The organism is Kumtagia ephedrae, assembly GCF_003012745.1.
Taxonomy (GTDB): Bacteria; Pseudomonadota; Alphaproteobacteria; order Rhizobiales; family Rhizobiaceae; genus Kumtagia; species Kumtagia ephedrae.
The window spans coordinates 61,970-77,317 of the sequence record NZ_PXYK01000014.1 but is presented as its reverse complement, the minus strand read 5'-3'; the positions used below and the strand labels follow the sequence as shown (position 1 = coordinate 77,317).

Genomic DNA, 15,348 nt, shown 5'->3' with positions numbered 1-15,348 from the left:
GAGCGGCGGCCGATGAGCGAGACCACGGGCGAAGCCGGCGGCAAGGGCATCACCGCCCTGTTCGTGCGCCGTCCGGTGCTCGCCTTCGTGCTCAACACGCTGATCGTCGTCGCCGGCCTGGCCGCCTTCTACGGCGTCGAGATCCGCGAGCTGCCGGACGTCGACCGGCCGGTGATCACCATCAACGCCGATTTCGAGGGCGCCGCCGGCGAGACCATCGACCGCGAGGTGACCGCCGTCATCGAGGGCGCCGTGGCGCGCGTCTCCGGCGTCAAGGCGATCTCGTCGACCTCCTCCTACGGCCGCAGCCGCGTCACCATGGAGTTCAACGACGGCGTCGACCTCGACGTCGCCGCCTCGGACGCGCGCGACGCGGTGAGCCGCATCCAGAACCAGCTCCCCACCGACATGGACCCGCCGCGCATCGTCAAGGCCGACGCCAATGCCGACGCGGTGATGCGGCTCGCCATCACCTCCGACACCATGTCGGTCGAGGACATGACGATCCTGGTCGAGGACGAGATTTCCGACGTGCTCGCCGCCGTCCCCGGCGTCGCCGACGTCCAGGTCTACGGCGACCGCGAGAAGATCTTCCGCGTCGACATCAACCAGGCCAAGATCGCCAGCTACGGGCTGACCGTCGTCGACATCCGCGACGCGCTGGCCTCCGTCGCCTTCGACACGCCGGCCGGCTCGCTGACAACCACCAACCAGGACCTCATCGTCCGGGCCACCGCCAACGTCACCACGCCCGAGGCTTTCGAGAACATCGTCATCGCCGGCCGCACCAAGCTGCGCGACGTCGCCACCGTGACGCTCGGCGGCGATCCCAACACGACGTCGCTGCGCTCCGACGGCAAGACCGGCATCGGGCTCGGCATCATCCGCCAGGCGCAGTCGAACACGCTGGACATCTCGGACGGCGTGCGCGCCGCCGCGCAGCGCATCCAGCAGACGCTGCCCGAAGGGATGAACATCCGCGTCAACAGCGACGACGCCATCTTCGTCAACGGCGCCATCCACGAGGTGGAGATCGCGCTCGGCCTGTCGGTCACCATCGTGCTGCTGGTCATCTACCTGTTCCTGCTCGACTGGCGCGCGACGCTCATCCCGGGCCTCGCCATGCCGGTGGCGCTGATCGGCACGATCGCGGCGATCTATCTCGCCGGCTTCTCGATCAACATCCTCACCCTGCTGGCGCTGGTGCTCGCCACCGGCCTGGTGGTCGACGACGCCATCGTCGTGCTGGAGAACATCGTGCGCCGCCGCAACGAGGGCATGGGTCCGCGCGCAGCCGCCGTGCTCGGCACCCAGGAAGTGTTCTTCGCGGTGATCGCCACCACCGCCACGCTCGCCGCCGTCTTCGTCCCGCTCTCCTTCCTGCCCGGCCAGACCGGCGGCCTGTTCCGCGAGTTCGGCTTCGTGCTGGCGATGGCGGTGCTGCTGTCGTCGGTGGTGGCGCTGTCGCTCTGCCCCATGCTCGCCTCGCGCATGCTGAGAGCCCACAGCGGCGAGGCGCATCACCACGGCCCGATCGGCCGGCTGGGCAGCGGGCTCGCCGCCCTCTACAAGCGCTGCCTGATCTCCTGCCTCAACGCGCCGCTCATCGTCATCCTCGTCTCGGTGCTGTTCGCCGCGGGCGCCTGGGGCGTCTTCGGCATGATCCGCCAGGAACTGACGCCGCCCGAGGACCGCTCGATGGCGATGCTGCGCATCACCACCCCGCAGGGCGTCAGCCTCGACTACACCACCCAGCAGATACGCCGCATCGAGGAGCTCGTGCAGCCGCTGCGCGACCGCGGCGAGATCGTCAGCATCTTCGCCAATGCCGGCATGAACAACACGACCAACAGCGGCTTCATGGTCATGGCGCTGGCGCCGTGGGACGAGCGCGAGCGCGGTGCCCAGCAGATCGTCGCCGACATCGACCGTCTGGCCAAGCAGGTGCCGGGCGTGCGCGCCTTCCCGTTCTCGCCCAACAGCCTCGGCATTCGCGGCGCCGGCAGCGGCCTGCAATTCGCCGTCGTCGGCAACAGCTATGCCGAGCTCGGCGAGGTGGCGAACCGGATCATCGCCGAGCTGGAGAAGGATCCGCGCTTCGACCAGCCGCGGCTGTCGACCGACGCCACGCAGCCGCAGCTCCAGGTGGAGATCGACCGCGAGCGCGCCTCCGACCTCGGCATCAACATCACCGGCCTGTCCGACACCATCCAGGCCATGCTCGACGGCCGCGAGGTGGCTGAGGTCTTCATCGAGGACCGCAGCTATCCGGTGAAGCTGATCTCCACCAGCAATCCGGTCAATGATCCGACCGACCTGGAAAACGTCTTCGCCAAGGCGACCGACGGCCGCTACGTGCCGGTGTCGACCTTCGCGACGCTGACCGAACGCGCCGTGCCGCCCTCGCTGCAGCGCGAGCAGCAGTTGCGCGCCGTCGCCATAACCGCCGGCCTTACCCCCGGCTTCGCCCTCGGCGACGCGCTGCGGGCGGCCGAGCAGGTGGCGGAGCCGCTGCTGCCGGCCGGCAGCCGCATCATCCCGCTGGCCGAGGCGGCGACGCTCACCGAGACGTCGAGCGGCATGCTCACCATCTTCGGCTTCGCGCTGGTGATCATCCTGCTGGTGCTCGCCGCGCAGTTCGAGAGCTTCATCAGCGCCATCATCATCATGGCGACCGTGCCGCTCGGGCTCGCCTGCGCCGTCTATGCGCTGCTGATCACCGGCACCTCGCTCAACGCCTACAGCCAGATCGGCCTGGTGCTGCTGGTCGGCGTGATGGCCAAGAACGGCATCCTCATCGTCGAGTTCGCCAACCAGTTGCGCGACCGCGGCCTCGGCGTGCGCGAGGCGATCGAGCAGGCCTCGCTCATCCGCCTGCGGCCGGTGATGATGACCATGATCTGCACCGTGCTCGGCGGCCTGCCGCTGATCCTCGCCACCGGCGCCGGCGCCGAGGCCCGCATCGCGCTCGGCTGGGTCATCGTCGGCGGGCTGGGGCTGGCGACCCTGTCGACGCTCTTCCTGACCCCCGTCGCCTATCTGCTGCTCGGCCGCTTCGTCACCCCGCATGCCGACGAGCAGGCGCGGCTGAAGCGCGAGCTGCAGGAAGCCGCCTATACCGGCGTCGAGCCGGCGGAGTAGGCGGCCGCTCTCCCCTATTGAGGCAGGGCTATCGCATATGGGTTCACCCCCACCCCTAACCCCTCCCCACAAGGGGGAGGGGGACGGGCTGGCCTCTCCGCCAGGCGCCAATCGTCGACGGTTTCGTGCGACATGGCGGCCACAAAGTCCCCCTCCCCCTTGTGGGGAGGGGTTGGGGGTGGGGTACGAAGCAGCGAAATTCATCGCTGTTTGCCATATGCGATTCCCCTCCCCCTATTGAGGGGAGGGTGCCGGGCGAAGCGAGGCGGGCGGGGTCCAGGCGGACGAGCGCGACCTTTCGCGCAGATCTTGAGCGTCGGCTCTCCCGGTGACATCCACCTTCCTATTCAGTATCACTGCCCGGCCGAAACTGCCGGCTTCGACATCTTGCCGACGGCATCCGGAAGGAAGCGCCATTGAACACCATCACCCTCGAACAGGCCCTCGCCGGCGTCGGCCAGGAAGCCGGCGTCTCGCCCTGGCGCGTCGTGACGCAGCATATGATCGACCAGTTCGCCGACGCCACCGACGACCACCAGTTCATCCACTGCGACCCCGAGCGAGCGGCCAGGGAGACGGCGTTCGGCGGCACCATCGCCCACGGCTTCCTCACCGTGTCGCTGCTGTCGGCGATGGCATTCGAGACGATCCCGCGCATCGCGGGCGCCGACATCGGCATCAACCACGGCTTCGACACGCTGCGCTTCGTCGCCCCCGTCAAGACCGGATCGCGCATCCGCACCCGCTTCGTGCTGGCCAAGCTCAAGGCGCGCCCGTCCGGCTGGATCGAGATCGCCCATGACGTGACCATCGAGATCGAGGGATCGCAGAAACCGGCGCTCACCGCACGCTGGCTGACGCTGGCGTTCATTCAGCCGGAGGAGGGATAAGTGCTGGGGACAGTTTACTTTTTTCCGCGGAAAGGCAGATGCGCTTCAAGGGTGGCGCGGGCGGAAACAAAGTAAACTGTCTCCTGCGGTTCCCGCGCTCAGCGCTTCTTGCCCGGCCCGCCGGGAATGGCTGTCGAGGTCACCGAGACCGGATCGCTCGCCGGGAACGAATCCTCCAGGCCCTCGTCGAGTTCCTGTTCAAGAGTCTCGTCATCATCCGGCCGGTCTTTCGGCGGCAGTTCGTCCTTGGGTGGTCTGGGCGCACTCATCCCGGCACTATGACATGCCCAACGGCAACATCAAGATTTTGCCGCCCGCGGCTTTGCCTGCGGTTGCCGCCGGCTCCGCGGCGGCATCGCCAGCCGATAGCCCTTGAGCAACGCGACCGGCCCCAGCACGGCGAACAACAGCTTCTGGACCCAGATCGGGATGCCGTGTCCGTAGGCATGTCCACGGAAGGCATGCAGCGCCAGGGCCTGCAGAAGCAATGGCGGTTCGCCCTTGGCGTCGTACCAGGACGGGTTGTTGGCGATGTTCATCGACATGTTTAGGAACAGGCGCAGGAAATCGTGGGCGGGCCGGAATTTGGCGGTGAACAGCGTCTTGCCGTCATGGCCGTTGCGGAACAGATGCGGCGTGCCGCGCGTCACCACCAGGCCCTCCCCCGGCCCGAGCGTGTGCCAGGAGCCATCGACCATGATCCGCAGCATGCCGGTCTGCACGATGAATTCCTCGTCGGCATTTGGATGGAGATGCTGCCGCCCGGTGCCCGTCAGCATGCCGCCGCGCTCGAGGAAAACCTCGGACCGGACCTCGTCCGCCTCGTCGTCCATATGGGTGAAGATGAAGGTTTCACCGTTGAAATCGTTGCGGATACGCGTACCGGCGGGCGGGAGCGATTGCATTGCGAAATCCATGCGGCACATGGGCGAACGCATTCGGCGGCACCGCTTGGCGCCGTCGCCATATCTTAGCAAAGAATGTGGCGCGGTCGAATGGCTGGCAGGTCAGCCCTCGCGAGCTGCCGCAACTCGCTGAGCCGTTCGGTTCTTGACGGTGCTAGCCAGCCGCATCCCCCGCCGCTTCCGTCAGGAAATCGAGCACATAGTCCGAAAACGACCGCCAGCACTCGACTCGGAACGCATCCTCGGCGGTCCTGAGAATCACGATCTCGACCTTGCCCAGAATGGTGCGCGAGCAGGCGCCGACCGGGAAGGTTTGCAGCGACAGATCCTGCGGGCAGCCGGCGGCGAGCGTCGCCTCCGCACCCGGCCCAGACGCCGAGATGGCGACGTTGCGGTGCGAGATGCCGACGGCCGAATGCAGCGCCTTGACCTTGGCGCAGTCGGCGAGCGGATCGCCGGTCTGGTCGATCACCAGCCATTCGTCCGGCCCGAGCCACAGCGCCGTGCGCGCGCCCGACGACGCCGACGTCTTCGGCTTCACCGGCAGGTCGAGCCCGAGCGCCCTGGACAGCGCCGCCACCGAGGCGGCCGGCGCGCGCAGCGACATGCGCTCGGCCGGCGGCAGCACCGATAGGCGTGCGCCGCCCGCCAGCACCTCGCGCCCGGCCAATGCCGGCCGGCGGAGGGTTCCCGTGGTTGCGGTCTTCGCGGCGGCCTTAGCCATTGAGGCGCTCTCCCTTCGGATCGTAGAACACCATGCCCGTCACCTCGACCTCGACCGTGCCGTCCGGCATCGGCACATGGAGCGTGTCGCCCAAACGCGACTTGCCGTCGACGACCAGCGCCAGCGCGATCGAATGGCCGCAATTCTCCGACCAGTAGCTCGAGGTGACGTGACCGATCATCTTCATTGGGATCGGCTGCTTGGGATCGCCGACGATCTGCGCGCCTTCCTCCAGCACGATCTTCGGGTCGCGCGTCTTCAGCCCGACAAGCTGTTTTCTGCCCGCTGCCACGAGGTCGGGCCGCGACAGCCCGCGTATGCCGACGAAATCCTTCTTCTTCTTGCCGATCGCCCAGTCGACGCTGGCATCGGCCGGCGTCACCGTGCCGTCGGTGTCCTGGCCGACGATGATGTAGCCCTTTTCGGCGCGCAGCACATGCATCGCCTCCGTGCCGTAGGCGCAGGCGCCATGTTTCTGGCCCTCCGCCCACAGCGCCTCCCAGACGGCTTCGCCGTAGTCGGCCGGCACGTTCACCTCGAAACCGCGATCGCCGGTGAAGGACATGCGGAACAATCTCGTGGGTACCCCGCAAATCTTTCCCTCGCGCACCGACATGTGCGGGAATGCCGCGTCGGAAAGGTCGATCCCTTCCACCAGCGGCGCGATGGTCTCCCGGCTTTTCGGCCCCTGCACCGCGATCACCGCCCACTGCTCGGAGATCGAGGTGAGCCAGACGTTCAGATGCGGGAACTCGGTCTGGAGATAATCCTCCATCATGTTCATGACGCGCGCCGCGCCCCCGGTCGTCGTCGTCACGTGGAACCGGTCCGGCGCCAGCCTGCCGACCACGCCGTCGTCGTAGATGAAACCGTCCTCGCGCAGCATGATGCCGTAGCGGCAGCGGCCGGCGTCGAGCTTCTCCCACGGGTTGGTGTAGAGCAGCTCCATGAATTTCGCCGCGTCCGGCCCGACCACCTCGATCTTGCCGAGCGTCGAGGCGTCGAACAGGCCGGCGGCCTGCCGCACCGTCACGCATTCGCGGTTGACGGCGGCGTGCATGTCCTCGCCGGCGCGTGGAAAATACCAGGCGCGCTTCCACTGGCCGACATCCTCGAACACCGCGCCTTGGCGCTCGGCCCAGGGGTGGATCGGCGTGCGCCGCGTCGGGTCGAACAGCTTGCCCTTGGCGTGGCCGACGATCGAGCCGAAGGTCACCGGCGTATAGGGCGCGCGGAACGTGGTGAGCCCGACCGCGGGGATCGGCTTGCCCAGCGTCTCGGCGGCAATGGCAAGGCCATGCATGTTCGACGTCTTGCCCTGGTCGGTCGCCATGCCATTGGTGGTGAAGCGCTTCACATGCTCGATCGAGCGCATGCCCTCATGCACCGCCTGGCGGATGTCCTTGGCCGTCACGTCGTTCTGGAAGTCGATGAACGCCTTCACGGTCGTGCCGGCGCCGGCACCGGGTCCGCTGCCCAGCATGCCGCCGGCCCAGGATTCAGAGGCATCGACCACAGGATGGCCACTACCCCCACCCCTTACCCCTCCCCTCAAGGGGGAGGGGGGCGTAAACGCCTCAGAATCCCCCTCCCCCTTGAGGGGAGGGGTAAGGGGTGGGGGTGCCTTTGCACGAGTTCCACCGGCCTCCCTGGCCGCCTTCTCCCCGGCATCAAACGCTTCGGCGACCGTCGCCTCCAGCCCGTCCGTGCCGTTGCAGGCGCCCACCGACACGCAGTCCTGCGCGTAGGTACCCGGCAGGAAACGCTTCGTCGCCTCGTCGAACGCCACTTTTCCGCACGACTGCGAGAACAGGTGAACCGAAGGCGTCCAGCCCGACGAAGTCAGCAGCGCGTCAATGGCCACCGTGCGCCCACCACCGCCGCCCTTCGGCTCGATCGTCATCGACGACACCCGCAGCTTGCCGCCGACCTTCGTCACCGCACGGCCGTGATTGACCTCGATGCCAAGCGCCCGCGCCTCCTCGACCGCCGGGCCCGACGGGTTGTCGCGCAGGTCGACGATCGCCGCGACATTGACGCCGGCCTTCTTCAGGTCGAGCGCCGCGTAATAGGCGGAATCGTTCGCCGTATAGACGCCTACCGTCCTGCCGACGGCGACGCCGTAATGGTTGAGATAGGCACGCGCCGCCGACGCCAGCATGACGCCCGGCCGGTCGTTGTCGGCGAACACCATATGCCGTTCGATCGCGCCTGTGGCGAGCACGACGCGCTTGGCGCGTACCTGCCACAGCCGCTCGCGCGCCGCATGCCTGTCCGGCCTCGCGACATGGTCGGTGACGCGCTCGACCAGCCCGACGAAGTTCTGCGCATAATAGCCGAAGGCAGTGGTGCGCGGCAGCAGCCGGACGTTGTCCATTGCCGCCAGCTTGGCGACGCTCTGCTGCGCCCAGGCCCAGCCGTCCGTGCCGTCGATCTTCGCGCCCGCCTCGTAGCGCAGCGCGCCGCCGAACTCCGCCTGCTCGTCCGCGAGGATCACCCGCACCCCGCTCTCGGCCGCCGCGAGTGCCGCCGCGATGCCCGCCGCGCCGCCGCCGACGACCAGCACGTCGCAATGGGCGAAGCGCGAGGCATAGTGGTCCGGGTCCGGCTGGTCCGGCGCCACGCCCAGCCCTGCCGCCGCGCGGATCTTCGGCTCGTAAACCTTCTTCCAGGCCGCCTTCGGCCACATGAATGTCTTGTAGTAGAAGCCGGCCGAGAACATCGGCGACGCCAGGTCGTTCATCGCACCGACATCGAAGGACAGCGACGGCCAGCGGTTCTGCGAGACCGCCGTCAGCCCGTCATAGAGCTCCTGCACGGTGGCCCGCACGTTGGGCGTCCTGCGCGCCGAATCGCGCTCGACGCCGACCAGCGCGTTCGGCTCCTCCGCACCCGCGGACAGGATGCCGCGCGGCCGGTGGTACTTGAACGAGCGGCCGGTAAGGTGCACGCCGTTGGCGAGCAGCGCCGAGGCCAGCGTGTCGCCGGAAACGCCGGAAAGATGCTTGCCGTCGAAGGTGAAGCGCAGGCTGCGCGCCGGCGTCAGGCGCCCGGCGCCGGAAATGCGGAAGGGCTGGGTCATGCGGCACCCGTGAAAATCGTGCTTGGACGGCGCCCTGTCGCACCCCCCTCTGTCCTGCCGGACATCTCCCCCGCAAGGGGGGAGATTGGCAGCTTCATCGAAGCCGCCCTCCTTGCAACGTTGGCGATTGGCGAAATGCGAGCGGTCAGGGCAATCTCCCCCCTTGCGGGGGAGATGTCCGGCAGGACAGAGGGGGGTGCGAAGGAGCGCCGCATCATTCCGTCACCTGCTCCTTGAGCCTGGAAGACGATGTCTCGTTCAGCTCCGCCGGCTCGCGATTCGCCCACGCCGCCGGCCCCGCGTCCTCGGCGGAAATCTCCGGCTTCGGCTCGCCGGCCTTGTAGGTCACCAGAAACCTGTCGGTGACCGTGTTGCGCGCCGCGTTGAAGAAGCGGGCGCAGCCATGCACGTGCCGCCAGCGCTCGAACACCACCCCCTTCGGGTTGGAGCGGATGAAGAAGAACTTTTCGAAATCCTCGTCGGAGATCGCGGCGATGTCGCCGGAGCGGGCGACATGCGCCTCGCCGGCATGCCGGAATTCCAGCTCCGGACGCTCTTCCTCGCAATAGGGGCAGCGGATGAGAAGCATTGAACCGACGTCCTCGACTAGCTTGATATCTGAAGTGCGTTCAGCAGACGGGCACCGATCCGGTCCGGCGCTTCGAGCTGCGGCAGATGGCCGACGCCGGCCAGCGCTTCGAAGCTCGAATGCGGTATCTTCTCGTGCAGCAGGCGTCCGCGCGCGATCGGTATCCAGGGATCGTTCTCGCCCCACAGAATCGCAACGGGACAGCGGATCGCATCCAGCCCGTCCTCGAATTCCCGCGTGTACCGTTCGTCCGCCTGAGCGAACTGGGCGTAGAAGCTTGCCCGCCCTTCCTCGCTCAGCCACGGCGCCCGAAGCCGCTCGAAATCGTCGCCGGAGAGATCATTGACCAGTGCGCCCTTGATATACGCGCCGGCGACGGCCTCATGGATATGCGGCGGCAGACCGGTGAACGCTTCGATGTGACGGCCGACATGGTCGAAGAAGGCCGACCCCCACGGGCTGAGCGCCACGACATTCATCAGCACCAGCCTCTCGTAGCCGACGCCGCCGAGCAGGTGGGCGCGCAGCGTGACGGCGCCGCCCATGTCGTGGGCGACGACGTTCGGATTGGACAAGCGCCAGAAGCCCAGCATTTCGGCGAACACCTCTCCCTGCACGTCCAGCGCCGTCGACCGGTCGCCGTCCATGTCGGACCGGCCATAACCCGGCATGTCGTACCAGTGGACCGTGAAGTGCCGGGTTAGCGCCGGGATCACGCGGTGCCAGCTGAACGACGACCAGGGCCAGCCATGCGCGAGCACGAGATCCGGCCCGCTGCCGGCCTTCCCCCAGGCGACCTCGCCTGCCCGGGTATTCGCCCTTCGATCGACGGTCCACATCGGCTGCGGACCCTAGTGCGCCACCGCGGCGGCGGCGGCCTCGTCGATCAGCCGGCCGGTGCGAAAACGTTCCAGCGTGAACGGCGCGTTGATCGGATGCGGCTCGTCGCGGGCGATGGTGTGGGCAAAGACATGGCCGGAGCCGGGCGTCGCCTTGAAGCCGCCCGTGCCCCAGCCGCAATTGACGTAGAGCCCCTTGACCGGCGTCTTGGCGAGGATCGGCGAGCGGTCCGGCGTCACGTCGACGATGCCGCCCCAGGAGCGCAGCATCTTCATGCGGCCGAACATCGGGAACATCTCGCAGATGGCGTCGAGCGTATGGTTGAGGATGTGCAGCCCACCCGTCTGTGAGTAGGAAGTATACTGGTCGGTGCCGGCGCCGATCACCAGCTCGCCCTTGTCGGACTGCGAGATATAGGCATGCACGGTGTTCGACATCACCACGCAGGGGAACACCGGTTTGACCGGCTCCGACACCAGCGCCTGCAAGGGATAGCTCTCCAGCGGCATGCGCACGCCGGCCATGTCCATCAGCACCGAGGTGTGCCCGGCCGCCACCACGCCGACCTTCTCGGCGCCGATGAACCCCTTCGAAGTGTCGACGCCGGTGACGCGGCCGTCGGAAGCGCGGCGGATGCCGGTCACCTCGCAGTTCTGGATGATGTGCACGCCGCGTGCATTCGCCCCGCGCGCATAACCCCAGGCGACCGCGTCGTGCCGCGCCGTGCCGCCGCGCCGCTGCAGCGTCGCACCCACGACCGGATAGCGCGCTTCCCGGCTGATATTCAGCGGCGGGCAGAAATCCTTGGCCTGCTCCGGCGTCAGCCATTCATTGTCGATGCCGTTCAGCCGGTTGGCGTGCACGTGGCGCTTCAGCACCTGCACGTCGTGCACATTGTGCGCCAGCATCATGACGCCGCGCGCCGAATACATCACGTTGTAGTTGAGGTCCTGGCTGAGCCCGTCCCACAGCTTTACCGCGTGGTCGTAGATGCCGGCGGACTCGTCGTAGAGATAGTTGGAGCGGATGATGGTGGTGTTGCGGCCGGTGTTGCCGCCGCCCAGCCAGCCCTTTTCCAGCACCGCGACATTGGTGATGCCGTGCTCCTTGGCGAGGTAATAGGCGGTCGCCAGCCCGTGCCCGCCGGCGCCGACGATGATGACGTCGTATTCGGAGCGCGGCTCGGGCGAGCTCCACTGCTCCGGCCAGCCCTTGTGGCCGCGCATGGCCTCGCGGGCGATGGCAAAGACCGAATATTTTTTCACGTTTCCAGGGCCTCGCGCTTTGCGCCGGGTTGCTACCACCGCCCGGCGCGCGAGGTGTACCACTAGCGAAAACGGGCTGTCACCCTTGCGCTAATTGCGACGGCCCTTGCCGCTTTGCGCCGGGGCTTCTGCCTGCCCTCCCCTCCCCTGCCATTTCAAAATGGGAGATGGCCCGTCAATTGCGAAATCCGTCAACACGATTGCCGTTGAGGGACTTAGACAATCCGGCACGTTTCGGGTGGTTGCCCCGCTCCCGATCTGCGACGACCGCGCCATCGCCGGCTCTGGTCGGCACAGCACAGGGAGCAAAAGCATGTTCGATCTCACCGACAAGGTCGCCATCGTCACCGGCGCGTCGTCCGGCATCGGCCGGGCGGCGGCAAAACTCTTCGCCGAGCACGGCGCTGCCGTCGTGGCGGCGGCCCGCCGCGCGGATGAGCTGGAAAGGCTCGTCGCCGAAATCGAAGCGAGGGGCGGAACGGCCGCCGCGCTGGCCGGCGACGTGCGCGACGAGGTCCACCAGAAGGCGCTGGTCGCGCTGGCAGCGGAAAAATTCGGCGGCCTCGACATCGCCTTCAACAATGCCGGCTCGACCGGCGAGATGGGCGAGATGCCGGATGTCTCGGTCGAAGGCTGGCGCGACACGATCGACACCAACCTGACCAGTGCCTTCCTCGCCGCGAAGCACCAGATCCCGGCCATGCTGAAGCGCGGCGGCGGCTCGCTGATCTTCACCGGCAGTTTCGTCGGCGTCACCGCCGGCATGCCGGGCATGGCCGCCTATGCGGCGGCGAAGGCCGGGCTGATCGGGCTGACGCAGGTGCTGGCGGCCGAATACGGAAAGCACTGCATCCGCGTCAACGCGCTGCTGCCGGGCGGCACCGACACGCCGGCCGCGACCTTCAAGACGCCCGACGAGCGCGCCTTCGTCGAAGGACTGCATGCGCTGAAGCGCATCGCCCGGCCGGATGAGATCGCCGCCTCGGCGCTCTACCTCGCCTCCAACGCCTCCAGCTTCACCACCGGCACGGCGCTGCTGGCCGACGGCGGGGTTTCGATCAACCGGACGTGACCGGGCGGCGACGAATGGCGATGCAAAGTTCGAGTGCGTCCTTCAAGCACGCCTGTGGGAATCGCACTCCGAACCCTTCGCGCGCGCCGAAGCGAGATGCTAAGGACGGTGCCTTGAACAAGGGCGCCGGATGAAGGTTGGCATCGACATGGGCGTCGCGGCGGGCGGCGTCGCGGCCGAGCTCGATCTGGAGGAGCTGCTGGCGACCCGCCTGCTGGTGCAGGGCAATTCCGGGTCCGGCAAGTCGCATCTTCTGCGTCGGCTGATCGAGCAGAGCGCCCCCTGGGTGCAGCAATGCATCGTCGATCCCGAAGGCGATTTCGTCACGCTGGCCGACCGATTCGGCCACCAGGTGGTCGACGCCGCCCGCACCGAGGCCGAGCTGACGCGAATCGCCGGCCGCGTGCGCCAGCACCGCGTCTCCGTGGTGCTCAACCTCGAAGGGCTCGACGTCGAGCAGCAGATGCGCGCCGCCGCCGCCTTCCTCGGCGGCATGTTCGACGCCGAGCGCGACCACTGGTATCCGGTGCTGGTGGTGGTCGACGAAGCGCAGCTTTTCGCGCCCGCCGTTGCCGGCGAGGTCTCCGACGAAGCGCGAAAGTTGTCGCTCGGCGCCATGACCAATCTGATGTGCCGCGGCCGCAAGCGCGGGCTGGCCGGCGTCATCGCCACGCAGCGGCTGGCGAAGCTGGCGAAGAATGTCGCGGCGGAAGCCTCCAACTTCCTGATGGGCCGCACCTTCCTCGACATCGACATGGCGCGCGCTGCCGACCTGCTCGGCATGGACCGCCGCCAGGCGGAAATGTTCCGCGACCTGGCGCGCGGCCATTTCGTGGCGCTGGGTCCGGCCTTGTCGCGGCGGCCGCTGCCGATCACCATTGGCGCGGTCGAGACCTCGGCGCGTTCGACCAGCCCGAAGCTGACGCCGCTACCCGAGGCACCGGAGGACGCGCGCGACCTAATCTTCACCCCCGGCCCCGAAGAGGCGCGTGCGGTTGTACGCAAGGCTCCGCCTCCCGCGCCGATACCCACCGCCGACCTTCTGGCGCAGCTGTCGCGGCCGAAGCCGGCGCCGATGCCCGCCGAGCAGCCGGTCTTCGCGGTGATCGACGAGGCCGAGCGCGAGGCCGGCATCGAGGCCGTGCTGCGCGAGATACTCGAGGACGCGGATGCCGCCTTCCGCTCCGACGCCGTGCTCTACCAGGATTTCCTCGTGCGCTGCCGCATCCGCCGCGTGCCGGGCGAGCCGCTGCCGCTCTCCGGCTTCCGCCGGCGGCTGGCGGTGGCCCGGGCCGGCGTCGACGAGCGCTCCGCCGACGGCGAGGCCTGGGCGACTGCGCTGGCGCTGTCGGAAGCGCTGCCGGACGACCTGCAGGGCGTCTTCCTGATGGTGGCGCGCGCCGCCACCAATGGCGATCCCTGTCCTTCGGATGCGACGCTGGCGCGCGCCTATGGCAGCCACTCGCCGCGTCGGGCGCGGCGCCTGCTCGCCTATTTCGAGGAGCGCGGCCTGCTGGTGGCGCGCACCGACTTCCACGGCAAGCGGGTGCTCGCCTTTCCCGACCTCGGCTGCGAGACCGCGCCCGGCGATCCCGACGCGCCCGGCGAGGCCGCCGGCCAGCGCGACGCGGCCGAATAGACCGCGCCGCCTCGCGCGCATCCAGGAAGACTCCCCCAGACCATCACGAAGACGTGCGGAGACCGGACAGGAACGATCCGGCCGCCTTTGCGTTTCCGCCGGGTGCGGAGCGTTGTTCTCCGGCCTGTGGTCGGGCGAAGCGCTTCCTCAGGCGGCTCCGATGGCCGGACCGCCTATTCGCGTTTGCTCAGGATGGTTCCCATGCAGGACAGCGCCGGACGGTCGATGATCAACGCGGCGATGGCGGCTCCCTACCTCGATCGGGAGGAGGAGCACGACCTCGCCGTGAGGTGGAAGGACGACCACGACCAGGACGCGCTTCACCGCATCACCGTCGCGCATATGCGCCTGGTGATTTCCGTCGCGGCCCGCTTCCGGCATTTCGGCCTGTCGATGGGCGATCTCATCCAGGAGGGTTATGTCGGCCTGCTCGAGGCGGCGGCGCGCTTCGAGCCGGAGCGCGAGGTGCGTTTCTCCACCTATGCGACCTGGTGGATTCGCGCCTCCATGCAGGACTACATCCTGCGCAACTGGTCGATCGTGCGCGGCGGCACCAGTTCGGCCCAGAAGGCGCTGTTCTTCAACCTGCGTCGGCTGCGCGCCAAGCTGGCGCAGGGCGGCGAGATGAAGGCGGGCGCAGCGCTCTATCGCAAGATCTCGTCCGAGCTCGGCGTATCGGAAGCGGACGTCGCCCTGATGGATTCCCGGCTCTCCAATCCCGATTCCTCGCTCAACGCGCCGGTCGGCGACGACGGCGCCGGCTCGGCCGACCGCATGGACTTCCTCGTCTCCGACGCGCCGCTGCCCGACGAGGTGGTGGGCGAGGCGATCGACGTCGAGCGCCGCTCCAACTGGCTGCACAAGGCATTGGACGTGCTCAACGACCGCGAGCGCCAGATCATCGCCAGGCGGCGGCTGCAGGACGACGGCGCGACGCTGGAGGCGCTCGGCGAGTCGCTCGGCATCTCCAAGGAACGCGTCCGCCAGATCGAGAGCCGCGCCATGGAGAAGCTGCGCCTGGCGCTGGTCCGTGAAAACACGGCATTTCTCGCCTGAGACCACCCTTCTTGCGCCGATTTCCTCTGATCTTCGACTGGAATTCGGCCGTTTAGAACTCATCCGATCGAAAAACAGCGGTGATTGTCGCGAGGGCCGGCGCCGATCTCGTCGCCGGATGCGCATCCGGCACGTCGACTGACCC

12 protein-coding genes are annotated in these 15,348 nt (G+C 68.0%); 5 read left to right on the top strand and 7 right to left on the bottom strand.

What is annotated here, in order from left to right:
- The first annotated feature begins 12 nt into the window (after positions 1–12).
- Both C7I84_RS15565 and C7I84_RS15560 read left to right on the top strand, forming a co-directional pair.
- Positions 13–3,141 carry an efflux RND transporter permease subunit gene (locus C7I84_RS15565; protein ID WP_106773121.1) on the top strand — a complete coding sequence of 1,043 codons (3,129 nt, stop codon included), beginning with the start codon at positions 13–15 and terminating at the stop codon, positions 3,139–3,141.
- 416 nt (positions 3,142–3,557) lie between these two features.
- Positions 3,558–4,031 carry a MaoC family dehydratase gene (locus tag C7I84_RS15560; RefSeq protein ID WP_106773120.1) on the top strand — a complete coding sequence of 158 codons (474 nt, stop codon included), beginning with the start codon at positions 3,558–3,560 and terminating at the stop codon, positions 4,029–4,031.
- A 98-nt stretch (positions 4,032–4,129) separates the two neighbouring features.
- Here the strand turns inward: C7I84_RS15560 and C7I84_RS30035 are convergent, their stop codons facing one another.
- The 7 genes from C7I84_RS30035 to C7I84_RS15525 form a co-directional block, all read right to left on the bottom strand.
- Positions 4,130–4,300, bottom strand: a complete 171-nt coding sequence (locus tag C7I84_RS30035) for a hypothetical protein (protein WP_165816094.1) — start codon at positions 4,298–4,300, stop codon at positions 4,130–4,132.
- 30 nt (positions 4,301–4,330) lie between these two features.
- The gene (locus tag C7I84_RS15555) at positions 4,331–4,936 is read right to left on the bottom strand and encodes a cupin domain-containing protein (protein WP_165816093.1); all 606 of its coding nucleotides are present in this window, start codon (positions 4,934–4,936) and stop codon (positions 4,331–4,333) included.
- A 154-nt stretch (positions 4,937–5,090) separates the two neighbouring features.
- Complete coding sequence (locus C7I84_RS15550) at positions 5,091–5,660, bottom strand: sarcosine oxidase subunit gamma (RefSeq protein WP_106773118.1); 570 nt, start codon at positions 5,658–5,660, stop codon at positions 5,091–5,093.
- Positions 5,653–8,742 carry a sarcosine oxidase subunit alpha gene (locus C7I84_RS15545; protein ID WP_106773117.1) on the bottom strand — a complete coding sequence of 1,030 codons (3,090 nt, stop codon included), beginning with the start codon at positions 8,740–8,742 and terminating at the stop codon, positions 5,653–5,655. Before C7I84_RS15545 ends, C7I84_RS15550 begins: the two co-directional genes overlap by 8 nt.
- 214 nt (positions 8,743–8,956) lie before the next feature.
- Positions 8,957–9,331 carry a sarcosine oxidase subunit delta gene (locus C7I84_RS15535; protein WP_106773116.1) on the bottom strand — a complete coding sequence of 125 codons (375 nt, stop codon included), beginning with the start codon at positions 9,329–9,331 and terminating at the stop codon, positions 8,957–8,959.
- A 17-nt stretch (positions 9,332–9,348) separates the two neighbouring features.
- Positions 9,349–10,170 carry an alpha/beta fold hydrolase gene (locus C7I84_RS15530; RefSeq protein ID WP_106773115.1) on the bottom strand — a complete coding sequence of 274 codons (822 nt, stop codon included), beginning with the start codon at positions 10,168–10,170 and terminating at the stop codon, positions 9,349–9,351.
- Between the two features lie 12 nt (positions 10,171–10,182).
- The gene (locus tag C7I84_RS15525) at positions 10,183–11,436 is read right to left on the bottom strand and encodes a sarcosine oxidase subunit beta (protein ID WP_106773114.1); all 1,254 of its coding nucleotides are present in this window, start codon (positions 11,434–11,436) and stop codon (positions 10,183–10,185) included.
- 313 nt (positions 11,437–11,749) lie between these two features.
- Here C7I84_RS15525 and C7I84_RS15520 point away from each other — a divergent pair, with 313 nt between their 5' ends.
- The 3 genes from C7I84_RS15520 to C7I84_RS15510 all read left to right on the top strand — a co-directional run bounded on the left by C7I84_RS15520 (position 11,750) and on the right by C7I84_RS15510 (position 15,203).
- A complete protein-coding gene (locus C7I84_RS15520) occupies positions 11,750–12,508 on the top strand; it encodes an SDR family oxidoreductase (protein ID WP_106773113.1) in 759 nt (252 codons plus the stop codon).
- A 130-nt stretch (positions 12,509–12,638) separates the two neighbouring features.
- Positions 12,639–14,147: a helicase HerA domain-containing protein gene (locus C7I84_RS15515; protein WP_106773112.1), complete on the top strand. Its 1,509-nt coding sequence runs from the start codon at positions 12,639–12,641 to the stop codon at positions 14,145–14,147.
- A gap of 192 nt (positions 14,148–14,339) precedes the next feature.
- A complete protein-coding gene (locus C7I84_RS15510; protein ID WP_425351350.1) occupies positions 14,340–15,203 on the top strand; it encodes an RNA polymerase factor sigma-32 in 864 nt (287 codons plus the stop codon).
- The last annotated feature ends 145 nt before the right edge of the window (positions 15,204–15,348 follow it).